The sequence below is a fragment of the Pseudomonas sp. UBA2684 genome (assembly GCA_002354655.1).
Lineage (GTDB): Bacteria > Pseudomonadota > Gammaproteobacteria > Pseudomonadales > Pseudomonadaceae > Aquipseudomonas.
The window spans coordinates 13,933-39,050 of record DELY01000015.1 but is presented as its reverse complement, the minus strand read 5'-3'; the positions used below and the strand labels follow the sequence as shown (position 1 = coordinate 39,050).

Sequence of the window (25,118 nt, the reverse complement as noted above, 5' to 3'; positions counted from 1 at the left end):
TACATCATTTGATGTCACGGTTATTGTTGGACGCTCAGGCCGCTTCTGCCTAGTCATTGAGGGGCCTCAATGCAGGCCCTGTTACGGTGTTACTGAGGCGGCTTGAAGCCCTCTTGAATGGGGCTTTGCGCGGGTTTTGCGCGGGCGATCGATAAGCTTGGCAAGGCAAGTCCAGCCCTTGGTTGGGGCGGTTGTTGCCGTGTTGCCGGGGCGGCTACCTGCTTGCATCTGTGGAATGTTCAGCGGTGCCTCGGCCCGAAGCTGTTAGCCGCCTTGGTGGAGGGCATGTGCCATAGACAAGGCGATGCAGGTGCAGCCCGTGTTTCAAATGGCTCACATCTGCCGTGAGTCCTGATATTCGGTCGTTGACACTCGGGCTGGCAGCGCTACTCTCAGCATGTGGGAAAATTTCCCGCGCAACGTACTAACTGGCTCAGAAGGATCGTGCGGAAACCGCAGTTGCCTGTTCATGCTGCAGATAAATGGCCGCGCCGGTTGGCTGGCTGCCCCAATGGGCGGCTGGAAATTCACTGGTTATTGCGCCCGATAGGGACATGACTACGCAACTCCAAGCGGAGGTGGATCATGCTGCTCAAGAAATGTTTGTTAGCTATGGCAATTGGCGGAGTTCTGTCGGCATCGACGGTGCTGCTGCCCGATTACATCAGTAGTTTCTCCAGTGTGTATGCCAAAGATGGTGGTGGTGATGGCGGAGGCGGCCACGGTGGCAGCGGCGGCTCTGGAGGCGGTGGTCACGGTGGTGGTGGCGGAGGCGGCCACGGTGGCAGTGGCGGCTCCGGAGGCGGCGGTCACGGCGGTGACGGCGGAGGCGGTGGTCATGCTGGCGGCGGTCACGGAGGTGATGGCGGCGGTCATGGTCGCGGAGGTGATGGCGAGGGCCATGGTGGTGACGGGCGCGGAGGCGATCATGACGGAGATCATGGCGGTCTTGCCGGAAACAGTGGTCGAGGCAACGATCACGACAATGATGCGGGTGTTGGCGGAGACGCTGCAGATGCAGACAGAGACGCTGCCCGTGATGCGGCAGATGCAGCCAGGGACGCTGCCCGTGATGCGGCAGATGCAGCCAGAGACGCTGCCAGAGACGCTGCAGATGCAGATAGAGACGCTGCCAGGGCGGCTGGCTTAGAGGGCGCAGATGCAGCCAGGGATGCTGCCCGTGATGCTGCAGATGCGGCCAGAGACGCTGCCAGAGACGCTGCAGATGCAGATAGAGACGCTGCCAAAGATGCTGCAGATGCAGCCAGAGACACTGCCAAAATGGGCGATGATGCGCCCGATGCGCCCGATGCGCCCGATGCACCTGATGCCGTAGACGTAGACGCGCCCGACGCGCCTGACGCACCAGATATCGACGTGGTTGAGGTACAGCACTAGGCCCGCGAGTTCGGCATGAACACGCAGGTACACCAGTAGAGACGTCCCGGCAGCTTCGGGGACGAATCAGTTGGGAGTCGCAAACCCTGAAGAGTCGCGGGGTTTGCGGCGCCTATTTTTCATATCGTGCCACTCGGTTCGAGGAGCCGAAACGCTGTGTCGGGCGCCACAGCACATCGCCCAGATTCTTGCGACCAACACCTGGTCAGGAAACGCGAAGTCAGGTTCTTCGCGGAGTTCCCGGTAACCGGGAAAGAACGACCTGGTGCGTTTAAGTTCAAGGCGGTGAACCGGGCGACGGCCGCTCCGGGGGCTGAGCAAGCAATCCCAGTTGTGCATAAAACCCGGCGCTTCTCCAGATTGTGTGGCGCGGGCGCGAGGAGTGGGATGGATGTACTGCTGCGCGGGCTTGCCGAAAGACTCGGGCGAAAAGCCCTCAGGGGCGTTTTAATCTAGCAACGGTTCTTGAAGGAATAGCTTGATGCACTTGCCCAGTTTGCCTCCCTCTCTGCTGCCGGCGCTGAAGCATGTCATGCGCCCATTGGTGAGGCTGATACTCAAAAAGGGGGGCACCTATGCAAGCTTTACCGATCTGCTCAAGGAGGTATTCGTCGATGTAGCCGAGCGCGAATTTCGCCTCGATGACAAGCCGCCGACCGACAGCAGGATAAGCCTGCTGACGGGGGTGCACCGCAAGGATGTCAGGCGTTTGCGGGCCAAGGCTGCCGGACGGGCGGCGATCCTGCCCGAGAATATTTCGTTTGGGGCTCATCTGGTCAGCGTCTGGCTGAACAGTTCGCCGTTCTGCGAGGAGCCCGGCCGGCCGCGGCCGCTGGACCGTCTAGCCAGCATTGGTGGCGACTCTTCGTTCGATGGGCTGGTGGCTCAGGTCAGCAAGGATATTCGTGCCCGCGTTGTGCTGGACGAGTGGCTTCGTCTGGGCATTGTGCGCATCGACGACCAGGACCGCGTCCACCTGGAGACGATGGCGTTCATTCCGCAAAAAGGCTTTGACGAGAAGGCCGCCTATTTCCGGCACAACCTCCACGACCACGCCTGTACCGCCGTGCACAACCTGACCGAAGACGGAGCGCCTTTCTTCGAGCGCAGTGTCCACTACGACAGCTTGTCGTCAACCAGTGTCGAGCAACTGCGCAATGCCGTCAGTGTGGAAGGTATGCAGGTGCTGATCGGTTTCAACCAACTGGCCGCCGAACTGGAGGCGCGGGACGCTCCAGCCCCGGACGCCAGGCAGCGCATCACCATCGGCCTTTACTTCTACACTGAACCTAATCCGCCAGCAGTACCCAACCCGACAACGGTCAGTTCGTCATGAACACTGCCACGCGCTTGTTGTGCGCCTTCGCTTTCATGTGCGGCCCATTGCTGCTGGCTTCGCCCTCGCTGAATGCCGCACCGGCTTGCCTTGAGCCCGGAGGCATGGGCGGAACGGGCGCCGTGGCGACTGGCGGTATCGGCGGTACTGGCGCTCCCGGTGGAATAGGTGGCACCGGCGCACCTGCCGATGAAGGTGGAATTGGGGGTACGGGGATTGTGGGAACCATCACCGGCTTTGGTTCCATCTGCGTCAACGGCGTGGAAGTGCACTTCGATAGCACGGCTTCGCTCAGTGAGAACGGCATGCCTGGCAGCAGCAACCAGCTGGCCATTGGCCAAGTCGTGGCGGTGGAGGCCCGCACATCACCACGAGGGCTTGAGGCGCTGAGCATCGAAATTCTTCATGCCTTTGAAGGTCCGATCACCGATGTGGCAACGGGCGCCGCGCCAATGCGGGTGATGGGGCAGCCCGTTCGCGTTGCCGCTGGGGCCCGTGTGGCAGAAGGCCTGCGCATCGGCGAGCCGGTACGGGTGAGTGGATTACGTAATGCCCAGGGCACTGTTGTCGCCAGCCGCATCGAACGTGCGCCGAAGCTGGCGCAGGTCAGCGCCATCGGTGCGATCGAGCGAGCTGGTGACCTGCAAGGTTTGGCCCTCAGCAAGCCGCTGGCACCCCAGAGCGAGGTCCTGGTGCGCGGGACCTGGAATGGCAGGCAACTGAATGTTATCCAGACGCGTAGCGATCCAGGCATTCCCTTTGCTGGGCGGGTGCGTAACGCGTTGGTGGAAGGCTTGGTGCGAGGGCAGCAGGGAGACCGCATTGAGTTCGGTGGATTCACTGCCTATGTGGATCGCGGTACGGCCTATGCCGGTGGGCAGGCCAGCGATCTTGCGATCGACCAGCGCATCCGGGTGACCGGCGTGTTCGGCCAGGGCCGCGATATCCGGGCCGAGCGCATCGAATTCTCTCGGGAGCAGCCCGCAACCCCCATCCGGGAGGGTTCCGGCCAGCAGGGCTCATCTGCGCAAGAAACCGAGCAACACGGGAATGGCGATTCCGCTCGGGACGGCCTTGAGTCACGCGAGCGCAGCAGCGATGGCGAGACGCGCGAAAGAATCGAACGGAGCGACGACGGCGAGACGCGGGAGAGAGTCGAGCGGAGAGAGACGTCCGCTTCCGGCGACCTGGAGCGTCGCGAACGAGTGGAGATACGTGAATCCGCCGACCGCGTGGAAACCCGGGAGCGGATCGAGGTTTTCGAGAACGGTGTGCGCATCGAGCGGATCGAGCGGGTTGAGAGAATCGAACGGCCGGATAGCGTTGATAAACCGGAACGGGTTGAGCGCGTAGAGCGCGTCGAGCGACCTGAGCATGTTGAACAGGTGGAGCGGGTCGAGAGGGTGGACCGGTCCGGGCCCCACTAGCAGGCCCAATCGAGCTTCGCTGGAGGCAGGCGGGTAGCAGATAGCCGGCTAAGCTAATCAGGGCTAGCGTCCTTGGGGAACAGAGGTAACCGGGTTCCATGAAGCGTCCACCCAGACAAGGCGCTGATCGTAGTGTGAACTTCAATGTCTGGATCGCAACGAGGTAAGCATGAGCGCTGCTCGCCTAATCGTGCCGGGCCTTTTGGTGTCCCTGGCCCTCTCAGCCTTGGCCGAGGATTTCACCGTTTCGACAGGGCTCGATTACTCGCGGGGTAAATACGGGACCCCGACAACCAGCGAAACCTGGTATGTCCCGGTGGTCGCCAAATATGAAACCGGTCCCATGGTCTACCAGTTGACCATCCCGTACCTGCGCATCACCAATCCCGCGGTGGGACCGGATGGCGAACCATTGGCAGGGGACTGCGGCAGCGTTGAACAAGGCCTGGGGGACACGGTGGCGAGTGCGAATTTCGCGCTGTTGGACGGCAGTCGAGGTGATGGCCTGATCGTGGAATTGATCGGCAAGGTAAAGCTGCCGACAGCCGATGAAGAAAGCTGCCTCGGTACCGGCAAGACCGACGCCTCCGCTCAGTTCGACTTTACGCAGGCATTCGGCGCTACCAGCGGTTTTGCTACGTTGGGCTGGAAGAAGTTCGGTGACCCCTCGGAAACTAACCTTCACGATCCGATTTTTGCGGCGCTCGGCTTTGTTACCAGGCTAGCGCCAGCGACCTCTGTGGGCGCGGTCTATGACTGGCGGCAGAAAGTGACCTCCGATGGCGATGAGGTCCAGGAATTCACCCTGTTCCTGACACAAAGGCTCAGCCCATCCTGGAAGGTTCAGCTGTATGCCCTCAAAGGGTTTTCCGATGCCAGCCCCGACGCTGGCGGTGGATTGCTGCTCGGCCACTCGTTCTGAATGGCTTGCGTACCTGGAAGCTAACGCCGCTCCTGGGGGCAGCTAACCGCCGTCGCTTTCAGGCCCACAATGCCTTCGCCGCACTGTAGCGGCTGGCCTGGACGATCTTGTAGCCAAGGCAACGCACTATCCGTCGCCTTCCTCTCTGACATGCGCAGAAATGCGTAGGTCCCGAAGGTATGCCGCAGGCGCTGAGGTGTGCATTTCACTCCAGGCTTGGCCGATGTTCGCTGAACGCTCACATCCAAGCCATCGGTCGATCATTCATCGCCCTCGGGTCAGTAGTTCGGTCGTCTCCTTGCTATGGCGCTTGGCGTACATCCTGGCTAGTCTCGGGCGCTCCCGCACAAGTGGCCAACCAGCTCATACGGCGCCATCCTCCCGCGCTCCTTGGCGCCCTTGGTGGTAGTGTGCCGATTCTAAAAGACATCCCTCAGCAACATATTGATGTTGGTTGAACATGAATACAGCCTCTGCTTTTCTTCGGCGTTTGCTGGATGCCGCTGCCCCGGTGGTGAATGCCGTGGCCGCCGAATACCGGGTCGCCGAACTGGCTCAGGCGGCGCAGACCAGCGTGCGCAATGTGCGCGCCTATCAGGACCAGGGCCTGTTGCCGCCGCCCGAGCGACGTGGGCGGCTGGGCATCTACAGTGGCGAGCACTTGGCGCGGTTAAAGCTGATTGGCCAGTTGCTGGAGCGCGGCTACAGCATCGCCAGCATTCGTGAGCTGTTCGAGGCCTGGGCGCAGGGCCGCGATCTGGCCCATGTGCTGGGCCTGGAGCAGGCGATTCAGGGGCCAGGGCAGCCGGAGCAGGCGGCGACGTTGCCGTTCAGCGAGTTGCAGGGGCTGTTTGGCGACACGCTCGATGACCCGGTGATCGAGCGCGCTCAGGCTTTGGGCTTGCTGGAATTTGCCGGCGACCACCTGCGCGTCCCCAGCCCCACGCTGTTTGCCGCCGGCGTTGAGTTGTACCGCGCCGGCATTCCCCTGTCGGCGCTGCTGGATGAGCTGGCGGCGATCCGCGGCCATGTGCAGCAGGTCTCGGCCGGCATCGTGCAGATGATTGCCAAGCAACTGGTCAATCCGTTGCTGCAAAGCGAGCTGCCGCACGCCGAGGACCTCGAGCGCCTCAGCGCCCAGTTGCTGCAACTGCGGCCCCTGGTTGAGCAGGTGGTGGTGGCCGAGTTGGCCCGCGGCCTGCCGGAAGCGGCCAACCGCGAACTGAGCGAGCGGGTGCACAGGCTGCTGGAAGGTTTTCTGAAAGGTGCCGACTGATACCCGGTGGCGCCTGGTCTTGTGCACGCCATCGGCTTGGCGCAAGCACCTGGTCTGCGCCAAGCCCCGTGGCAATCGGACGGGTTCAGCGCAAGGTCAGGTGCCGGCTGAGCAACGCCCGCAAGGCTGCCGGTTTGACCGGCTTGGCCAGGTAGTCGAGGCCGGCGGCGTGCACTGCGGCGATCAGTTCGGGGCGGCCGTCGGCACTGATCACCACGCCCGGCACCGGTTCGCCCAAGCGGGTGCGCAGCCAGGCCATCAGTTCGGTGCCGGTTTCGCCTTCGTCGAGGTGGTAGTCGACCAGCGCCAGGTGCGGGCGCACGTCTTCGCTGAGCAGGTGTTCGCATTCCAGGCGGTTGCGCGCGGTCCACACCTGGCAGCCCCAGCGCGACAGCAGGCTGTGCATGCCGGTGAGGATGCTGTCTTCGTTGTCGATGCAGATCACTCGCGAGCCGGTCAGTAACTGGCCGTTGAGTTCGCTGCTGGTGCGCTGTGGCAGCGGCACAGGGGTGCGCACCAGCGGCACGCAGACGCTGAACACGCTGCCCTTGCCGGGCCAGGAGCGCACTTCCAGTTTGTGATTGAGCACCCGGCAGAGGCCGTCGGCAATCGCCAAGCCGAGGCCGAGACCTTTCTCGGCGCGGGTCTGGTGGCTGTCCAGGCGTTTGAACTCTTCGAAGATCACCTTGAGCTTGTCGTGCGGGATGCCTGGGCCGCGATCCCAGACTTCCAGGCGCAGTTGCTCGGCTTCATGGCGTACGCCGAGCAGCACGCGGCCCTTGGCGTAGCGGAAGGCGTTGGTCAGGAAGTTTTGCAGCACCCGGCGCAGCAGTTTGATGTCGCTGTCCACGCGCAGGCGGCTGCCGCGCAGGCGGAAGTCGATGCCCTGTTCGGCGGCCAGCACCTTGAATTCGGCCCCCAGGGTGTCGAACAGCGCGCTGAGGGGGAAGGCGTTGCGGTCCGGGGTGATCCGGCCGTTTTCCAGGCGCGAGATATCCAGCAGGTCGCTGATCAGGTCTTCCGCCGAGCGCAGCGAACTGTCGAGGTGGCGCACCAGTTCGCGGGCCTCGCGCGGCAAGGCGTCGTCCTGGTGGGAGAGGGCGGCGGAGAACAGCCGCGCGGCATTCAGCGGTTGCATCAGGTCGTGGCTGACCGCAGCGAGAAAGCGGGTTTTCGATTGGTTGGCGGATTCCGCCACGCCCTTGGCTTCGATCAGCGCCTGGTTCAGTTGCGACAACTCAAAGGTGCGTTCGGCAACCCGTTGTTCCAGGCCCTCGTTGGCTTCTTTGAGCGCGCGCTCGGCTTCGCGGAACTCGGTGATGTCGGTGAAGCTCATGACGAAGCCGCCGCCTGGCATCGGGTTGCCGATCAGCTCGATCACCCGGCCGTTGGGGAAGGTGCGCTCGTAGGTGTGCGCGGTGCCCTGGCGCATCCAGAACAGGCGCTTGTTCACGCTTTCCTCGACATCGGTGTCGCCGAGCATGCCGCGTTCGGCGTTGTAGCGGATGATCTCGGCAATCGGCCGGCCGACATAGATCAGCCCGTCCGGGTAGTCGAACAGCTCAAGGTAGCGGTGATTCCAGGCCACCAGTCGCAGCGACTGATCGACCACGCTGATGCCTTGGGTGATGTTCTCGATCGCCCCTTGCAGCAGGGCGCGGTTGAATTGCAGCACCTCGCTGGCTTCATCGACGATGCGCACCACATCCTCGACCTGCATCTCGCGACCTTCGATGGCGGCCTTGACTACCGCGCGGGTCGACGAGGCGCCGAGCACGCCGGCGAGCAGGCGTTCGGTGTGGGCGATCCACTCGCTGTTGGCCTGCTGGGTCGGGTTGAAGCCTTTGCCCTGGCGGTAGGCGAAGCGGATAAAGCTCTGCCGTGCGCGCTCCTCGCCGACGAAGCGGCTGGCGAGCAGCAGCAGGTCGTCGACCTGTACCGACAGCATGCTGCGGCTGCTCGGTTTGGCGCCAAAATCGTCGCTGATAAACCGCCCAGCCTGCCAGTGTTCCGAGACCCGGGTGCGCGAGAAGTACGACACCCAGGCGAACAGCAGGAAGTTACCGGCCAGCGACAGCACCACGCCGCGGGTCAGCGCATCGACCTCGAAGCCGATTGGCGCATACAGCAGGCCATGCAGGCCGGGAAAGCCGTCCAGCGACCAACTCAGGCTGCGCGCCACCAGCGGCAACACCAGGGTGTAGAACCAGATCAACGCGCCAAAGATCAGCCCGGCAAATACCCCGCGGCGGTTGGCCTGCTTCCACACCAGGGCGCCGAACATCGCCGGAGCCAATTGGCCGATGGCGGCGAACGAGACTTGGCCGATGGTCGCCAGGCTGGCGTTGGAGCCGAGCAGGCGGTAGCACACGTAGGCCAGCAGCAGGATCAGCACGATGCTCACCCGGCGCGCCGTGAGCATCCAGTGGCGGAAGGCTTCGAAGGGGCGCTCGGTGTTCTGGCGGCGCAGCAGCCAGGGCAGCAGCATGTCGTTGGAGATCATGGTCGACAGCGCCACCGAGGCGACGATGACCATGCCGGTGGCCGCCGAGGCGCCGCCGATAAAGGCCAGCATGGCCAGTGCCGGATGGGCCTCGGCGAGCGGCAGGCTGATGACGAAGGAGTCCGGGGTCACGCCCGCAGGCAGCAACATCTGCCCGGCAAGGGCAATCGGCACGACGAACAGCGCGGCCAGCACCAGATAGATTGGAAATACCCAGCGTGCCAGGCGCAGGTCTTTCGGTTCGATATTTTCCACCACGGTGACGTGAAACTGCCGCGGCAGGCAGACAATGGCAATCATCGCCAGACCAGTCTGCACCAGCATCGCCGGCCAGTTCACGGCTTCGGCCCAGAAGGCATTGAGTTCGGGGTTGACCTTGGCCTGGCCCAGCAGGTCGCCGAAACCGTTGTACAGCCCGTAGGTGACGAAGGCGCCGACGGCGAGGAAAGCCAGCAGCTTGACCAGCGATTCGAAGGCAATGGCCAGCACCATGCCGCGGTGGTGCTCGGTGACGTCGAGGTTACGGGTGCCGAACAAGATGGTGAACAGCGCCAGTACCAGCGACACGATCAGCGCGGTGTCCTGGGCGCGGATGCCGGCGGATTCGGCACCCGCGCCGGTGAGCAGGTTGACGCCGAGGACAATGCCTTTCAGTTGCAGGGCGATATAGGGCAGCACGCCCACCAGGCAGATCAGCGCCACCACCACCGCCAGCGATTGCGATTTGCCGTAGCGGGCGGCGATAAAGTCGGCGATTGAGGTGATGTTCTCCTGCTTGCTGATCATCACCATCTTCTGCAGCACCCAGGGCGCGAAGACCAGAATGATGATCGGTCCGAGGTAGATCGGCAGGAACGACCAGAGTTGTTCGGCGGCCTGGCCGACCGCGCCGAAGAAGGTCCAGCTGGTGCAGTAGACGGCCAGCGACAGGCTGTAGACCCAGGCGCGCACGCGCGGCGACAGGGGCGCGCGGCGGCGGTCGCCATAAAACGCGATGGCGAACAGGATGGCCATGTAGATCAAGGCGACCGCGGCGATCAGCCCGCTGGACAAGGACATGCACACTCCGGCAGCAAACTATGTGGTGCTTCTTCTGTCTGAGCAGGATGGGTCGATCAAGGCCCAGCCCCATGACGAGACAATACGCAAATGAACCCCGACAGTGTCGCAGTAAAGTCCCGTGCCGTCAGGCGCGACCAAGGTCGCAAATGCCTGAACTAGGTAGGTTGGTGCAGCATGCCAGGAATTGTGAAGGGGCTCGTGCCCTGTTAGCGTGGCGCGCTTGCGTCTATGTCCGAGGAGGGAGCCTGTGTTCAAGCCGCAATTGATTACCCTGCAGCGCGGTGCGCTGCGCATCGAACCGATGGTCGACGCGGATATTCCGGCCCTGGTGACCTTGGCCGAGGCCAACCGTCAGGAGCTGGTCTACATGAGCGGCACGCAGCGCCTCGACTGGTATCGCCAGGGCCTGATCGACCAGCGCGAGGGCAAGGCGCTGCCGTTCACCATCCGCCTTGGCGAACAGCTGGTCGGCACCACGCGCTTCGGCGATTTTCTGCCGACCTTGCCGGCGGCCGAGATTGGCTGGACCTGGCTCGACCGCAGCCAGCACGGCACCGGCCTGAATAACATGGTGAAGTACCTGATGCTGCGCCATGCCTTCGAGAACTGGCGCATGGTGCGCGTGCAACTGAAAACCGCGGCAAGCAACCTGCGTTCGCAACGCGCCATCGAAAAGCTCGGTGCGCAACGCGAGGGCGTGCTGCGCAACCACCGCCGGCTGGCCGATGGCCGCCTGGACGACAGCGTGCTGTACAGCATCACCGATCAGCAATGGCCGGCGCTCAAGCAGCGATTGGAGGCGCGCTTCGGCGCTTGAAACATGGCGCAGGCCAGCAGAGAACAGACACATTTCTGGCAGTCCCGCGAGCTTGGCGGGGTTGAGCTGCTGCATGCGCACTACATCGAGCAGCGTTTCGCCCCGCATGTGCATGAGGGCTATGTGTTCACCGTGATCCAGCAGGGCGCGCAACGCTTTCGCCACCGTGGCAGCGACCACCTGGCGTCGCTTGGCAGCATGGTGCTGATCAACCCCGACGAGCTGCACACCGGCTAGTGTGCTGTCTCTACATAAAGGTTTTTTACGGATTAGCGCGAAACAAGGCCGTGTTTGGCAGGCAAACGCAGCAATCTCGTAGGCTGGGTTAGCGGCGCAAGCCAGCGAGGTTCAGGCGACACACTTGCCGAACGCCGCGTAACCCAGCACGGCGGCGGCACTCGCGCCACCAATGCTGGGTTACGCCGCACCAGATCCGGCTGCTTGAGCGGATCACCGCGCACGCGTCTAACCCAGCCTACGGAATGGCCGGCCCCTGGCCTGCGCAAGATAGTTCAAGACTATCGAGCAAGCGGGCACTAGGCTGACGGGCTGGAGGAGCGACCATGACTCGTTTGCAGGTTTTTTTACAGGGTATTCGCGACAGCATCCCGATGATTGTCGGCATATTGCCGTTCGGCCTGATCTACGGCGCCTTGGCCAGCCTTGCCGGGCTCAGCCTGTGGCAGGCGCTGGGCATGTCTCTGCTGGTGTACGCCGGTTCGGCGCAATTTATTGCCATCAGCTTGCTGACCGTCGGCAGCGGCGCGGCAGTCATCCTCTTGACCACCTTTATCGTCAACCTGCGCCATGTGCTCTACAGCGCGGCGTTGCAGCCTTATGTCGGGCCGTTGGCGCAACGCTGGCGGCTGCCGCTGGCCTTTGGCCTGACCGACGAAACCTTCGCCGTGGTGCAGCGCCGCTATCTGGCGCGCGGCATGGACGGGCATGGCCAGTGGTATCACGCCGGCGTGGCGCTGGCGCTGTACCTGTCCTGGGTTGGCAGTTCGCTGGTTGGCGTGGTCTTCGGCCAGAGCGTGCCTAACCTGGCTGGTTGGGGGCTGGATTTCGCCATGCTGGCGACCTTTATCGGCATTGTCGTGCCGGCGCTGCGCAGCCAGCCGCAGATCGCCGCGGCGGTGGTGGCCGCAGCGGTGGCGCTGCTCTGCCATGCCTGGCCGTACAAACTCGGGTTGATGGCGGCGGCCTTGAGCGGGATTGTCGTGGGCATCGCACTGGAGCGCCGCCAGGCGCTTGCACCGAACGAGGAGGCCGTGTGATGCAGACCTGGATGCTGATTCTCGGCATGGCGCTGATCACCTTCGCCATCCGCTACAGCCTGTTCGCCTTCCCCGCCCTGCGTTTTCCGCCGCTGATCCGCCAGGGCCTGCATTACGTGCCGACGGCGGTGCTCTCTGCCATCGTGGTGCCGGGCATGCTGTTGCCGGATGGGCAGCACTGGCAGCTCAGCCTGGATAACGCTTACCTGCTGGCGGGCCTGGCGGCGATTGCCATCGCCGCGCTGACCCGCCATCTGTTGGCGACCATTGGCGGTGGTTTGCTGGTGTTTTTCCTGCTGCGCTGGGCGCTGGGGCAGTTGCCCGTCTAGCCGCTGTGAGGAGTCTGGCAGCGCGGGGTGTGAGGTTTTTTTCGCTGAATTGCAGCAAGCGTCATCGACACCTGTGGCTTTGCGGGGCGGTCTTGCAGTCCAATGCTCAACGGCTGCCATTCGCCTGCTCTGTCGATGGTGGCCGCGGCTTTCCCGGCCTACATGGCCTCTATGCCAGGAACACGGACGATGACCCAACACTCGCAATTCGCCTTGCTCGGTAAACAGCGTTTCCTGCCGTTTTTCATCACTCAGCTGCTCGGGGCGTTCAACGACAACATCTTCAAGCAGTCGCTGATCCTCGCCATCCTGTTCAAATTGACCGTCAGCGCCGACCGCGATCTGTTGGTCAACCTCTGCGCGCTGTTATTCATCCTGCCGTTCTTTCTGTTCTCCGCGCTTGGCGGGCAGTTTGGCGAGAAGTTCGCCAAGGATTGGTTGATCCGCAAGATCAAGTTCGCCGAGATCCTGATCATGCTCGTCGGCGCCGCCGGGGTGTTGTTGGATAACCTGCCCTTGATGCTGGCGGTGCTGTTCAGCATGGGCACCCAGTCGGCGCTATTCGGCCCGGTGAAGTACTCGATCCTGCCGCAGCACCTGCAGGAAGAGGAGCTGGTCGGTGGCAACGCCTTGGTCGAGATGGGCACGTTTCTGGCGATCCTGGCCGGCACCATCGGCGCCGGAATCATGATGGCCAGCAGCGAGTACGCCAGTATCGTCGCCAGTTCGGTGGTCGTGGTCGCCGTGCTCGGCTACCTGGCCAGCTGCAAGATCCCCAGTGCGGCGGCGGCCTTGCCGGCGCTGCACCTGGACTGGAATATCTTTCGCCAGTCCTGGCAGATCATGAAACTCGGCCTGGGCCAGCGCCCGTCGGTGTCGCGCTCGCTGGTCGGCAACTCCTGGTTCTGGTTTCTCGGCGCGGTGTACCTGACGCAGATCCCGGCCTACGCCAAGGAATGGCTGTATGGCGACGAGAGCGTGGTGACGCTGATCCTCACCGTATTCTCGGTGGGCATCGCCCTGGGCTCGATGCTCTGCGAGCGCATGAGCGGGCACAAGGTGGAGATCGGTCTGGTGCCGTTCGGCTCGATTGGCCTGACCCTGTTCGGCGTATTGCTCTGGTGGCATTCCGGTGGTTTCCCGCAGGCCGCGCAGGCACACGACTGGCTGGCGGTGCTCGGTCATGCTCAGGCCTGGTGGATTCTCGGTTCGATCCTCGGTATCGGCCTGTTCGGCGGCTTTTATATCGTGCCGCTGTACGCCTTGATTCAGTCGCGCACCGCGGAGCATGAGCGGGCGCGGGTGATTGCCGCCAACAACATCCTCAATGCGCTGTTCATGGTGGTGTCGGCGATTGTCTCGATCCTGTTTCTCAGCGTCGCCGAGCTGTCGATCCCACAGCTGTTTTTGGTCATCTCGCTGATGAACATCGCGGTTAACAGCTACATCTTCAAGATCGTCCCCGAATTCAGCATGCGCTTCCTGATCTGGCTGCTCGGCCACTCCATGTACCGGGTCGAGCATAAAGGCCTGGACGCCATTCCCGATGAAGGCCCGGCGGTGCTGGTGTGTAACCACGTGTCGTTCGTCGATGCGCTGCTGATCGGCGGCGCGGTACGGCGGCCGGTGCGTTTTGTCATGTACTACAAAATCTACAACCTGCCGGTGCTCAATTTCATCTTCCGCACCGCCGGCACCGTGCCGATTGCGGGGCGCAACGAAGACCTGCTGATCTACGACGCGGCGTTCAAGAAAATCGCCGAGTACCTGCGTAACGGCGAACTGGTGTGCATCTTCCCGGAAGGCAAATTGACCAGCGATGGTGAGATCAATGAGTTCAAGAATGGCATCGAGCGCATCCTTCAGGAAAACCCGGTGCCGGTGATTCCCATGGCTTTGCAGGGGCTGTGGGGCAGCTTCTTCAGCCGTGATCCACACAAGGGCGTGTTCAAGCGCCTGTGGTCGCGGATCAAGCTGGTGGCTGGTACGCCGCTGAACCCGGAGGCGGTCGATCGCCAACTGTTGCAGACGCAGGTGGCGGCGTTGCGCGGCGATATGCGCTAAGCCGTCAGGCGTGGCATGGGCTCGGCCGCCCATGCCGCGCTGGCGGGGGCTTTCAGTGGCTGAGTTTGAGGCCGAGCAAGCCGCAGACGATCAGCGCCACGCTGACCAGGCGCATCAGCGCCATGGATTCGCCGAACAGAATGATCCCAGCGATCACCGTGCCGACCGCACCGACGCCAGTCCAGATGGCATAGGCGGTGCCCAGCGGCAATTCCTTCATCGCCAGGCCGAGCAGGCCCAGACTGACGATCATTGCCGCGACGGTGAGCAGGGTGGGGATTGGCCGGGTGAAGCCGTCGGTGTATTTCAGGCCGACGGCCCAGCCGACTTCGAACAGACCGGCGAAAAACAGAATGATCCAGGACATGCGGACCTCCAGCAGGGACGGCAATTGTGGGGGCCGTCCCCCTGATGGGTCACTCGATGAGTGTCGAGGTCGTCCTCGTTTCGTGCACTATTCTGCACGCTTCGGCGGCTTGGGCAAGCCGCAACGGATCAGCGGAAGTGGTTGGTTTATTTGGAAGTTTCAGCGGGATCCTGACCCATTCGACGATAAACCGTGGCCAGCAGCGGGCCGGACAGGTTGTGCCAGACGCTGAACAGCGCGCTGGGCACCGCCGCCAAGGGCGAGAAGTGGGCGCTGGCCAGGGCGGCACCCAGCCCGGAGTTCTGCATGCCGACCTCGATGGACAGGGTCTTGCGCTGCGCCAGCGGCATGCCGAACAGGTGTCCGGCCAAGTAGCCCAGACCTAGGCCGATACCGTTGTGCAGGATCACCACGGCCATGATCAGCAGGCCGGATTCGGCGATCTTCGCCTGGCTGGCCGCCACCACGGCGGCCACGATAGCGACGATGCTCACCACCGAAATCAGCGGCAGCACCTCCACCGCCAGTTTCACCCGCTCACCGAGCAGGCGCTGCACCACCAGGCCGAGGATGATCGGCAGCAGCACCATCTTGAGGATCGACAGGAACATCGCCGAGAACGATACCGGCAGCCATTCCGAGGCCAGCAACCAGATCAGCGCCGGGGTGACCACGGGCGCGAGCAGGGTGGTCACTGCGGTGATCGACACCGACAGCGCGACATCGCCGCGGGCGAACCAGGTCATTACATTGGACGCGGTGCCACCTGGGCAGCAGCCGACCAGAATCACTCCAACCGCGATTTCTGCCGGCAGGCTGAGCAGCTTGCACAGCAGCCAGGCCAGGGCCGGCATGATGATGAACTGCGCCAATACGCCGATTGCCACGCGCAGCGGGCGCCGGGCGACCTCGCGGAAATCCTCGCCCTTGAGCGTCAGGCCCATGCCGAACATGATCAGCCCGAGTAGTGGCACGATCCAGGCGGTCAGCGGCAGGAAGCCACTGGGTAGGAAAAACGCCAGCACGGCGAATAACAGTACCCACAGGGCAAAGGTGTTGCCGACGAAGCGGCTGAGGGCGATAAGGGCGCGCATGGCGGCATTCCTGAACGGGAAGTGGGCTGCTACCACGCGGCGTGCGCTATTGGGGTTCGCGCGCCGCGTGGCTTCGGGTTAGAGACCTTGCGGAGTGTCTTCGCCGCCGAGGGCTTCGAACAGCGCCGGGAGAAACTCGACGAAGGTCATCATCATCAGGGTGAAGCTGGCATCCTGCTGGCCGAGGGCATCGTCGCCGCCGTCCTGCTCGGCCTGATCTTGCAGCAGGTCTTCGAAGCGCAGGCGTTTGATCACCAGTTTGTCGTCGAGCACGAAGGACAGCTTGTCCTGCCAGGCCAGCGACAGTTGCGTGACCTGTTTACCCGAGGTCATGTGCAGCTGGATTTCATCGCCGGTTAGGTCCTGGCGTTTGCAGCGCACCACGCCGCCGTCTTCGTGGGTATCACGCAATTCGCATTCGTCGAGTACGTGGAAGTCGGCCGCGGCTTTCTGGGTCTTGACCCAATCGGTCATGGTTGCGCTCGGGGCGATCTTCACCGTCAACGGACGTACCGGCAGCGAGCCGATGGTTTCGCGCAGGGTCGACAGCAGGTCTTCGGCACGTTTCGGGCTGGACGCATCGACCAGGATCAGGCCCTGAGCTGGGGCAATGGCGGCGAAGGTCGCCGACTTGCGGATAAAGGCACGCGGCAGGAAGGTCTGCACGATCTCGTCTTTCAGCTGGTCGCGCTCTTTCTTGTAGACCTTACGCATCTGCTCGGCCTCGATCTCGTCGACCTTGTCCTTCAGCGCATCGCGCACCACGCTGCCCGGCAGGATGCGTTCTTCCTTGCGTGCGGCAACCAGCAGGAAACCTTGGCTGTTGTGCACCAGCGGCGCATCGGCGCCTTTGCCGAAGGGGGCGATAAAGCCATAGGTGGCGAGTTCCTGGCTGGCGCACGGGCGGGCAGGCTTGGCGGCCAGTGCGGCTTCGAGTGCCTCGGCAGCAAACGGAACGTCTTGGGTAAGGCGGTAGACCAGCAGGTTACGAAACCACATGAGGGGTGACTCTCCATTAACGTGAAAGTCGCGAAGCGATGCCATCCTTATGGCCGACTCTTGGAAGAGGCGGTGGCGCGCAGCGACGGATAGGGAAGCGGGTAGACCGTGAGAGGCTTTTAGGGTTCGTTACCCTGCTCGCGGCACACCGATTAACGCAAAGCGCGCATTATTCTCCCCTTGGCGCTTCAGGCCAAGCCCGAGCTGAGCCCGAGCTGAGCCTGCGCTAAGCCTTTGGCACGCCGATAAAAAATTTTCAAATCAGGACTTGCCAAGGTCGGAATGGCTCTCTAGAATGCGCCCCACTTCGAGAGTGAAGGGTGATTAGCTCAGCTGGGAGAGCATCTGCCTTACAAGCAGAGGGTCGGCGGTTCGATCCCGTCATCACCCACCAAACTCGCTTTTAGAAGTTACGCGCAGCGGTAGTTCAGTCGGTTAGAATACCGGCCTGTCACGCCGGGGGTCGCGGGTTCGAGTCCCGTCCGCTGCGCCATTTTTCTCCTCGCTTCACATCTCCGCTACATCGCCTGTCAGTTTCGCTGTACTCCTTCGAAAATCCTGCTAAACACCTGAACTTATACGCATTTCTTGGTTCGTATCCTGGTAGCCAGTGATCGTGGCGGCCTGCTAAGCTCGCGCCTTCACTCGATTGCCCCAGGGTCTGTTCCCGTTTCATTCACGGCCGCGCCGGAACTTGTTTTAGCGCGAGGCAAGGCATGAGACACGAAGTTTGGTGTTCCAAATGAGTGTCGAGGAACGCAGCATCGCGCTAAAACAAGCCCGGCCCTCCGGGTTGCGCGAAAAATCTCGCCATGCGTCGTTGTGGGACTTGGCAAGGGAATACCATTCCCGGCGTCCCACGCCTAACCTGGCGAGATTTTGCGCTGCAACGTGGCTCGCGAATGAAACGGGAACAGACCCGCTTACCGAACAAGGAATAAGCATGAAACAGCATCGTTTAGCGGCGGCGGTCGCCCTGGTTGGCTTGGTTCTCGCGGGTTGTGATTCGCAAACCAGCGTCAAGCTGGAAACCCCGGCGCAAAAAGCCTCCTACGGCATCGGCCTGAACATGGGCAAGAGCCTGGCTCAGGAAGGTATGGATGATCTGGACTCGGACGCCGTTGCCCAGGGCATCGAAGACGCCATTGGGAAAAAGGAACAGCGCCTGAAAGACGAAGAGCTGATCGAAGCATTCGCCTTCCTGCAAAAGCGTGCCGAAGAGCGCATGGTGGCGATGAATGAAGAGTCGGCCAAAGCCGGCAAGACCTTCCTCGAAGAAAACGCCAAGCGCGAAGGCGTGACCACCACCGCTTCGGGTCTGCAATACGAAGTGCTGAAGAAAGCCGAAGGCGCGCAGCCGAAGGCCACCGATGTGGTGACCGTGCACTATGAAGGCAAGCTGACCGATGGCAGCGTGTTCGATAGTTCGGTCGAACGCGGCAGCCCGATCGACCTGCCGGTTAACGGGGTGATCCCGGGTTGGGTCGAAGGCCTGCAATTGATGCACGTTGGCGAGAAGTACAAGCTCTTCATCCCAAGCGAGTTGGCTTATGGCGAGCAGAGCCCGAGCCCGGCCATTCCGGCCAACTCGGTGTTGGTCTTCGAGCTGGAACTGTTGAGCATCAAAGACGCCGCCCAAGACCCCGAAGCGGCTGCCGAACAGCAGTAATCGTCGCCGGTCCTGACAACGCCCCGTTTCGACGGGGCGTTGTCGTTTCTGTCGGTCACAAAACGAACCAGTCGCTGACTCGCGAGTCTGAAAGAGGGTGGTGTGCAAAGCAGGTGTTACGGTTATGCACATTTCTGCAGTCTTTCGCATTAGCGTCTGACGGCGACCGGCCAGAAACCCTTTGCTATTTTTAAGTGATTGATTTAACTAGCTTTTATTGGCTGAGTAAAAAACGCCCGATCTGTAGCAAGGCCGCATGGGCCGGGCGTTTGGCACGCTCATCCAGAATCTGTTCACAAGGTTATCCACAGCTTTAGTGGATAACCCAGGCCGGCCCAGCAAGCATGCGGGCTGACGAGGAGCGACCATGAAAGCGCCGTGGAATTTTGTGCGTTACCTGCCTTTGGCGCAGCGTTTTCTGCGACGAGGGCGGTTACCTGCACTGCTGTTGGCGGTGGCCCGCAAGAGCAGCAGACAGGGCCTGCGTTTTGCGGGTTTGAAGGACGATCTGCGGTTATTGCAAGGCCTGTGTCTGGCCTGGTTGCGTGGTGAGTACCGCGGGATCAGTTCGCAAGCGTTACTGGCCGTGGTAGCAGCGTTACTGTATTTCGTAACGCCGCTCGATGCGCTGCCGGATTGGCTGCTTGGGGTCGGCCTGATCGATGACCTGGCTGTGCTGGCTTGGGTGCTGCGCACCTGGAACGATGAGTTGACGGCGTTTCGCGCCTGGCGCGAGGCGCAGGCGCCGGAGGTTCTGCAGATCATCGAGCGCTTGCCGGACCCGCAATCCTTGGCGTTGGACAAACCTGCTCCCTGAAGCCGTTGCTTGGGGCCGTTCTAGGTCAGCGCGCCCTTATCGGTCGCAAAGGTTCTCATCAGTCACCGCGAGGCACTCTACGACCGGTCCAGGTTGTGGCTGCCTGCCCTCTGCCAGAAGGTGATTGGGACTTGCTGTCGCGCTCTTCTTGATTGATCAACGCGCCGTTGCAGCCGCGGGCCAAGTGGATACCCCGCGCCTGGATGCGGGGTTCGGCGTTTTGACGAACCGCAAAGCCATTCTCGGGTGCCAACCGACCGGAGTGCCGAGCTGCCATGCAGCTAGCGGTTGTGCGTGAGCATCGACATCGTGTATGCCATCGATTCCGTGGCGCCGCCTGCGATCTTTTAGCCACCCAGCAATGCGCTCGCCTGAACATCAGGCGATTGACGCCAGGGCAGCATAGATCACGCCCTTTGCGATACCGGGCTGTTAAGATAGCCGCTCAAGGAAGGTGCTGAGGCTGTCGGTACTGCTTCCCACGGAGAGTCGAATAATGAATGTGCAAGTGATCAAGCGTGATGGCGACGCCGAGTATGCGGTGTTGCCCTGGGCGGATTACCAGGCGTTGTTGTTGGCTGCAGGCCAGGCTGCACCGACCGCTGAGCCGACCACCGCGATGCCGGCGCTGAGCCAACTGACGCGTCTGCGTGAAGCCAAGGGACTGTCGCTGGACGCGTTGGCACGTACCGTGGGCATCAGCCCGCATTATCTCGGCATGATCGAAAGCGGCGAACGCCAGCCGGATGATGCCATCCGACGCGCCCTGGCCTGGCATCTCGATGTGGCCGGCTGGGAGTCGGCGTCTTGAGCGTGCGTATCAGCCGTCAGCATTGGCAAGCGTTGCTCACCGAACTGGAAGACGCACGCCGTCAGCGCCACCTGCTGACCTATCGCGCGCTGATTGAGCGCCTGGCTTTGCCGAGCCCGGCGATGCAAACCCTGACGGCGGCACTGGAGCACCTGGCGGCGTTGGATGCGCGAGCCGAGCGGCCGCTGCGCAGCGCTTTGGTGATCAGCCAGGGCGCCAGCCGTTTGCCGCGTACCGGCTTCTTCGATTGCGTGATCCGTCTGGGGCGCTTCAACGGTGCCTCCGATGGCGTGGCGGCCGCCTCCTGGCATGCCGCCGAGGTGGTGCGGGTATTCGAGTTCAGTTATCCCGAGGAGGTCTAGGTGCTGTGGCATCTGCGCGCACGTTTGAGTTATGTGCTGGCCCGGCGATTGTTTCACTGGGCCTGGTTGGTCAAGCAGCCGCGCGGATGGCAGTGGCTCGAAGGACAGTTCGCGCGCATGGCCAACCTGGGCGATGTCTGCGCCCAAAGCTTCTACGGGCATATCCTGCTGTTTCGCGGCCAGGGCTTTGGCGCGCGCGAGGAGGGGATTCGCCTGTTGCGCCTGGCCGCCCAGGGCGGTGATGGCAAGGCGGCTTATCAATTAGGGCGATTGAGCCTGGCGGGCGACACCCGGCAAGCACCGGATGGCCAAGAGGCTGCGCGCTGGTGGTCGCTGGCGGCGGCTGCGGGTCATCCGCTGGCCAGTCGCCGTTTGGCCGACCTGTACCGTGATGGCGCCGAAGGCCTTGAGGTCGACGCCGAGCGGGCCGCGTACTTTGCTGCGCAGGCCCGTCAACACGGGCTCTAGTGCCGCGATACCGGCACAATTGCTGCCAAGGTGCAGCCATTGCCCAATATGCTGACGGCCGCCCTGGCCATTAGCTACGTCAGGCAGTTTCGCGGGTGCTGTGCAGCTGCCGTGTATCGATGATGTGCAGGCTGTAACCCGGCACCGCTTTGGCGTGGCGTTTGGCTTCCGAGGCCAGGCCCGCCAGTTGGCCGGCATCTAATTGCCCGCACTGCTCCGAGTGCAAATGTACGACCCCGAGTGACAGCGACAGCAGTGGAAATTCCTCGCGTTGACCCTGGCGGTTGTGCGCGACGAAGCAGCCAGCGTGCAGGTGCTCGTCGCGGTAGAAGCGGCGGCACTGGCTTTGAAAGTCTTCCAGTAGTCGGTTGAGACGCGCGCGCCAGTCTTCTGAGCCCAGCACCAGCAAAAAGTCATCGCCGCCGATATGGCCGACGAAATCGCGCGCCGGGTCGACCCGCTCGTTGAGGCATTGCGCCAGGCACAGCAGCACTTCATCGCCCTTGGCGTAGCCGTAGAGGTCGTTGAACGGCTTGAAGCTGTCGATATCCACATAACAAATCACCGCCTCACGCGCTTGCTGCAGTAGGCGCGTGAGGCATTGCTGAATCGGCACGTTGCCCGGCAGCAAGGTTAGTGGGTTGGCGTAGCGGGCTTGCTGGATCTTCAGCTCGGTAATCAGCTTGAGCACGTCGATCACTCGACCCAATCCCTGGTAGCGGCCGTCGAGGGTGATGATGAAATCCTCTTCGATGCGCTGTCGAGCGCGGCTGGTAAGCAGGCGGCTGACTTTCTGCAGCGATTGGCCCAGTTCGACGCAGAGGAAGTCATCGCTCATCAGCCGGCTGATCGGTTTGCGCGCGAACAGCTCGGTGGCGAAGGGCTTCAGAAGCGCTTCCGACAGCGAGTGGCGATGAACGATGCCGACCGGCTGCTGTTGCTCGTTGAGCACGGCCAGCGAGTTGAGATTGGCCTGCGCGCGGAAAGCTTCCAGCACGTCAGCGGTGGCGGTGTTCATCGCCACGGCCGGCTGCTCGTTGAGCAAGGCGGAGAGGTCGCGGCCTTCCTCCGTCAGGGCGGTGGGCGTGGTGTCGAGTTTCGGCAGCAGGTTGCGTGCATCGCGCGGCGGTTGTTCCTGCGGGCGACAGAGCAAATAGCCTTGCAGCAGATCGACGCCCATCTCCGAGAGTACAGCCAGCTCTTCTGCCAGCTCGATGCCTTCGGCAATCACTTGTGCACGCGAGGCTTTGGCCATTTGCAGAATCGAGCCGACGAACTCACGTTTGACCGCATCCTGATGGATGCCGTCGATGAAATGACGGTCGATCTTCACGTAGTCCGGGCGCAGTTCCGACCACAGGCGCAGGCTTGAATAACCGGCACCGAGGTCGTCCAGGGCAATCGAGAAACCCATGGCGCGGTAATGGTGCAGGGCGGTGTCGAGCAGGGCGAAATCGTCGGTGGGCGATTGCTCGGTCAGCTCGATCACCACATGGCTCGGCGGAATGCCAAAGGCCTGGAGCAATTGCAGGGTGCGGCCTGGCTGGTGATTGGCCTCCAGCAGCGAGTCCGGGGAGACGTTGAGAAACAGCTTGCCGCTGAGTTTCAGCTCGCTGAAGCGCTTGCATGCGCTTTTCCGACAGGCCAGCTCCAGTTCGCTCAGCCGACCGGCATGACGGGCCACCGCGAATAGGTTGATGGGCGAGTGCAGCGGGCTGTTGGACGGGCCGCGGGTCAGGGCTTCGTAGCCGAGAATGCGCCGTTCGGAAAGAGAGACGATGGGCTGAAACAGGCTATGTAAGTCGCCGTGAGCGAGGATGTTGTCCAGGGCGCTCAACTGCTCGGTGACGGTCATGAGGGTCTCGATATCCAGAAAAAGCGAAGGGGCTGATAGTGCTATCAGCCCCCTGCATTTCACGACAGATTAGTGACCCTTTGATGACAGCTGCGCGATTACTGTTTCGCCAGCGTTGCGTTCAGGCCGAGGAAGTCGAGCAGGATGTGCCCGGTCTCCGAGAGGAAGGCATCGTCTTCGGGTTTGGTTTTTTCGTCCTCAACCGGCAGCGCGTCTTCATCTTCCTTTTTCAGCTCGCTCAGCAGCGCTTCACCCTTGGCCTTGCGCCGGCTGTTCTCGATGGCCAATTGTTGGGCATCGATGTCGGCATGTTGCGCGCGGCGTTTGGCTTCATTGAGGCTGACGGTGGTCTCGTCCATCAGCTTTTGCGCCAAGGCCAGGCGTTCACGGGCGAAGGTGAAGTCCGGGTTTTTCGCCGTACGGCTGTCGTAGCGGTTTTGCAGCTCGCTCAGGAACGGCTTGATCGGGTCCAGCTCAGGTGTGATCGCCGGACGGATACTGTCCCATGGCAGGGCCTCGGGCAGGGCGCTTTCGCCGATTTCCTTGGTGTCCATCACGTCGGGGTACTGGATGTCCGGAATCACCCCTTGGTGCTGGGTGCTTTGCCCGGAAACCCGGTAGAACTTGGCCAGGGTCAGCTTCAATTCACCGTGGTTGAGCGGTTGAATGGTCTGCACGGTGCCTTTGCCGAAGGTCTGGCCGCCGAGGATCAGTGCGCGGTGGTAGTCCTGCATGGCGCCGGCGAAAATCTCCGAAGCCGAGGCGGATAGACGGTTGACCAGCACGGCCATCGGGCCTTTGTAGTAGATGCCGGTATTTTCGTCCGCCAGTACATCGACCCGGCCATCGCTGTTACGCACCAGCACGGTCGGGCCCTGGTCGATGAACAGACCGGTCAGCTCGGTGGCTTCCTGCAACGAGCCGCCACCGTTGTTGCGCAGGTCGATGACCACGCCGTCGACTTTTTCCTGCTCCAGTTCGGTGAGCAGGCGTTTGACGTCGCGGGTAGTGCTCTTGTAGTCCGGATCGCCGGCACGGAAGGCTTTGAAATCCAGGTAGAAGGCCGGGATTTCAATAACGCCGAGTTTATAGTCGCGGCCTTCGTGGTTGAGTTTCAGTACCGATTTCTTCGCGGCCTGCTCTTCCAGCTTCACCGCTTCGCGGATGATGCTGACGACCTTGCTGGTTTGATCGTTCGGCGCATTGTTTGCCGGAATCACTTCCAGGCGCACCAACGAGCCTTTCGGGCCGCGGATCAGCTTGACCACTTCGTCCAGGCGCCAGCCGATCACGTCGACCATCTCGCCGTCGCCTTGGGCGACGCCGACGATCTTGTCCGCCGGGGCGATTTGCTTGCTCTTCTCGGCTGGGCCGGCCGGCACCAGGCGCACCACCTTGACGTGTTCGTTGTCGCTTTGCAGCACCGCGCCGATACCTTCCAGCGACAGGCTCATATTGATGTCGAAGTTCTCCGCGTTATCCGGCGAGAGGTAGGTGGTGTGCGGGTCATAGGACATGGCAAAGGCGTTGATGTAGGCCTGGAAGATGTCCTCGCCGCGGGTTTGCTGCAGACGTGCCAGTTGGCTCTTGTAGCGCTTGGTCAGCAGTTCCTCAATCGCCTTTGGCTCTTTGCCGGCGATTTTCAGGCGCAGCACTTCGTCTTTCACCCGCTTGCGCCAGAGTTCGTCGAGTTCGCCGAGATCTTTGGCCCACGGTGCATTTTCACGGTCGATCAACAGGCTTTCGTCGACGCTGAAATCGATGTTGCCGACGCCGTTGTCGAGCATGTTCAGGGCGAACTGCAAGCGGCCTTGCAGGCGTTCCAGGTGACGTTTATAGATGGCAAAGCCCGGCTCCAGATCGCCGTTCTTCAACAGGTCGTCGAACCGGGTGCGCCATTGGTCGAATTCCGCGATATCACCGGCGGTGAAGTAGCTGCGCGCCGGGTCGAGCAGTTTCAGGTAGCCCTGGTAAATCTTTACCGAGCGCTCATCGTTGAGCGGCGGCTTGTTGTAGTGGTGGCGTTTCAGCAATTCCACGACGTTGAGGCTGGCGATCACCTGCTCGCGATCCGGCTGCAAGTATTCCCAGGGATCGGCGTTGGTGGTCTTCGCGGCCAGTGGCAGCGCACTTAAACCGAGGGCAAAGGCGAGGGTGGCGCTAAGCAGTGAACGCTTCATGCTGATTCGACGTAGGGGCAGTTGATAACGCATATTAGGCCGTCTTTAAGGGCGCCAGGTTCCATCGGCGCAATGCAAAGCCCGG

21 protein-coding genes, 2 tRNA genes and 1 pseudogene are annotated in these 25,118 nt (G+C 62.2%); 18 read left to right on the top strand and 6 right to left on the bottom strand.

Annotated elements, in window-relative coordinates; all coding sequences use genetic code 11:
- Positions 1–685: 685 nt before the first annotated feature.
- From B3M58_RS06720 to B3M58_RS06695, 6 genes are all read left to right on the top strand, one after another.
- Positions 686–1,150, top strand: coding sequence for a hypothetical protein (locus B3M58_RS06720; RefSeq protein ID WP_296217805.1), 465 nt, complete (start codon positions 686–688; stop codon positions 1,148–1,150).
- 30 nt (positions 1,151–1,180) lie between these two features.
- Positions 1,181–1,336: a hypothetical protein gene (locus tag B3M58_RS06715; protein WP_296217803.1), complete on the top strand. Its 156-nt coding sequence runs from the start codon at positions 1,181–1,183 to the stop codon at positions 1,334–1,336.
- Positions 1,337–1,879: 543 nt separating this feature from the next.
- The gene (locus tag B3M58_RS06710; protein WP_296217802.1) at positions 1,880–2,734 is read left to right on the top strand and encodes a DUF6502 family protein; all 855 of its coding nucleotides are present in this window, start codon (positions 1,880–1,882) and stop codon (positions 2,732–2,734) included.
- A gap of 218 nt (positions 2,735–2,952) precedes the next feature.
- Positions 2,953–4,161 carry a DUF5666 domain-containing protein gene (locus B3M58_RS06705; RefSeq protein ID WP_414704057.1) on the top strand — a complete coding sequence of 403 codons (1,209 nt, stop codon included), beginning with the start codon at positions 2,953–2,955 and terminating at the stop codon, positions 4,159–4,161.
- A gap of 169 nt (positions 4,162–4,330) precedes the next feature.
- Positions 4,331–5,083, top strand: coding sequence for a hypothetical protein (locus B3M58_RS06700; protein ID WP_296217800.1), 753 nt, complete (start codon positions 4,331–4,333; stop codon positions 5,081–5,083).
- A 460-nt stretch (positions 5,084–5,543) separates the two neighbouring features.
- Positions 5,544–6,359, top strand: coding sequence for a MerR family transcriptional regulator (locus B3M58_RS06695; protein WP_296217799.1), 816 nt, complete (start codon positions 5,544–5,546; stop codon positions 6,357–6,359).
- An 85-nt stretch (positions 6,360–6,444) separates the two neighbouring features.
- On the opposite strand, the gene B3M58_RS06690 is transcribed toward B3M58_RS06695, so the two are convergent.
- Positions 6,445–9,921, bottom strand: coding sequence for a hybrid sensor histidine kinase/response regulator (locus B3M58_RS06690; RefSeq protein WP_296217798.1), 3,477 nt, complete (start codon positions 9,919–9,921; stop codon positions 6,445–6,447).
- Positions 9,922–10,171: 250 nt separating this feature from the next.
- Here B3M58_RS06690 and B3M58_RS06685 point away from each other — a divergent pair, with 250 nt between their 5' ends.
- The 5 genes and pseudogenes from B3M58_RS06685 (at position 10,172) to B3M58_RS06665 (ending at position 14,411) form a co-directional block, all read left to right on the top strand.
- Positions 10,172–10,741, top strand: coding sequence for a GNAT family N-acetyltransferase (locus B3M58_RS06685; RefSeq protein ID WP_296217797.1), 570 nt, complete (start codon positions 10,172–10,174; stop codon positions 10,739–10,741).
- Positions 10,742–10,744: 3 nt separating this feature from the next.
- Positions 10,745–10,975: pseudogene (locus tag B3M58_RS06680) on the top strand (AraC family ligand binding domain-containing protein); the annotation flags it as partial.
- A gap of 329 nt (positions 10,976–11,304) precedes the next feature.
- The gene (locus B3M58_RS06675; RefSeq protein ID WP_296217796.1) at positions 11,305–12,018 is read left to right on the top strand and encodes an AzlC family ABC transporter permease; all 714 of its coding nucleotides are present in this window, start codon (positions 11,305–11,307) and stop codon (positions 12,016–12,018) included.
- The gene (locus B3M58_RS06670) at positions 12,018–12,347 is read left to right on the top strand and encodes an AzlD domain-containing protein (RefSeq protein WP_296217795.1); all 330 of its coding nucleotides are present in this window, start codon (positions 12,018–12,020) and stop codon (positions 12,345–12,347) included. Before B3M58_RS06675 ends, B3M58_RS06670 begins: the two co-directional genes overlap by 1 nt.
- Positions 12,348–12,536: 189 nt before the next feature.
- Positions 12,537–14,411: an MFS transporter gene (locus tag B3M58_RS06665; RefSeq protein WP_296217793.1), complete on the top strand. Its 1,875-nt coding sequence runs from the start codon at positions 12,537–12,539 to the stop codon at positions 14,409–14,411.
- A 52-nt stretch (positions 14,412–14,463) separates the two neighbouring features.
- Here B3M58_RS06665 and sugE read toward each other — a convergent pair whose 3' ends face one another.
- The 3 genes from sugE to rdgC all read right to left on the bottom strand — a co-directional run bounded on the left by sugE (position 14,464) and on the right by rdgC (position 16,871).
- Positions 14,464–14,778, bottom strand: coding sequence for a quaternary ammonium compound efflux SMR transporter SugE (gene sugE, locus B3M58_RS06660; RefSeq protein ID WP_296217790.1), 315 nt, complete (start codon positions 14,776–14,778; stop codon positions 14,464–14,466).
- Between the two features lie 146 nt (positions 14,779–14,924).
- Complete coding sequence (locus B3M58_RS06655) at positions 14,925–15,872, bottom strand: bile acid:sodium symporter family protein (RefSeq protein WP_296217789.1); 948 nt, start codon at positions 15,870–15,872, stop codon at positions 14,925–14,927.
- A 78-nt stretch (positions 15,873–15,950) separates the two neighbouring features.
- A complete protein-coding gene (gene rdgC, locus B3M58_RS06650) occupies positions 15,951–16,871 on the bottom strand; it encodes a recombination-associated protein RdgC (RefSeq protein ID WP_296217787.1) in 921 nt (306 codons plus the stop codon).
- Between the two features lie 318 nt (positions 16,872–17,189).
- On the opposite strand from rdgC, the gene B3M58_RS06645 reads away from it, so the two are divergent.
- From B3M58_RS06645 to B3M58_RS06615, 7 genes are all read left to right on the top strand, one after another.
- Positions 17,190–17,265 (top strand) — tRNA-Val (locus B3M58_RS06645).
- 22 nt (positions 17,266–17,287) lie between these two features.
- Positions 17,288–17,364, top strand: a tRNA-Asp gene (locus B3M58_RS06640).
- Between the two features lie 450 nt (positions 17,365–17,814).
- A complete protein-coding gene (locus tag B3M58_RS06635) occupies positions 17,815–18,540 on the top strand; it encodes an FKBP-type peptidyl-prolyl cis-trans isomerase (protein ID WP_296217786.1) in 726 nt (241 codons plus the stop codon).
- Between the two features lie 367 nt (positions 18,541–18,907).
- Entirely contained in the window at positions 18,908–19,357 is a 450-nt protein-coding gene (locus tag B3M58_RS06630) for a YkvA family protein (protein ID WP_296217785.1), read from the top strand.
- Positions 19,358–19,853: 496 nt separating this feature from the next.
- Positions 19,854–20,168: a helix-turn-helix domain-containing protein gene (locus tag B3M58_RS06625; RefSeq protein ID WP_296217784.1), complete on the top strand. Its 315-nt coding sequence runs from the start codon at positions 19,854–19,856 to the stop codon at positions 20,166–20,168.
- Positions 20,165–20,530 carry a hypothetical protein gene (locus tag B3M58_RS06620; protein ID WP_296217783.1) on the top strand — a complete coding sequence of 122 codons (366 nt, stop codon included), beginning with the start codon at positions 20,165–20,167 and terminating at the stop codon, positions 20,528–20,530. Before B3M58_RS06625 ends, B3M58_RS06620 begins: the two co-directional genes overlap by 4 nt.
- Positions 20,531–20,998 (top strand): tetratricopeptide repeat protein, encoded by a 468-nt coding sequence (locus B3M58_RS06615; protein ID WP_296217782.1) that lies wholly within the window; start codon positions 20,531–20,533, stop codon positions 20,996–20,998.
- A 79-nt stretch (positions 20,999–21,077) separates the two neighbouring features.
- Here B3M58_RS06615 and B3M58_RS06610 read toward each other — a convergent pair whose 3' ends face one another.
- Together B3M58_RS06610 and B3M58_RS06605 are read right to left on the bottom strand one after the other, a co-directional pair.
- Entirely contained in the window at positions 21,078–22,853 is a 1,776-nt protein-coding gene (locus tag B3M58_RS06610) for a bifunctional diguanylate cyclase/phosphodiesterase (RefSeq protein ID WP_296217781.1), read from the bottom strand.
- A gap of 98 nt (positions 22,854–22,951) precedes the next feature.
- A complete protein-coding gene (locus B3M58_RS06605; protein ID WP_296217780.1) occupies positions 22,952–25,033 on the bottom strand; it encodes a carboxy terminal-processing peptidase in 2,082 nt (693 codons plus the stop codon).
- Positions 25,034–25,118 lie beyond the last annotated feature (85 nt).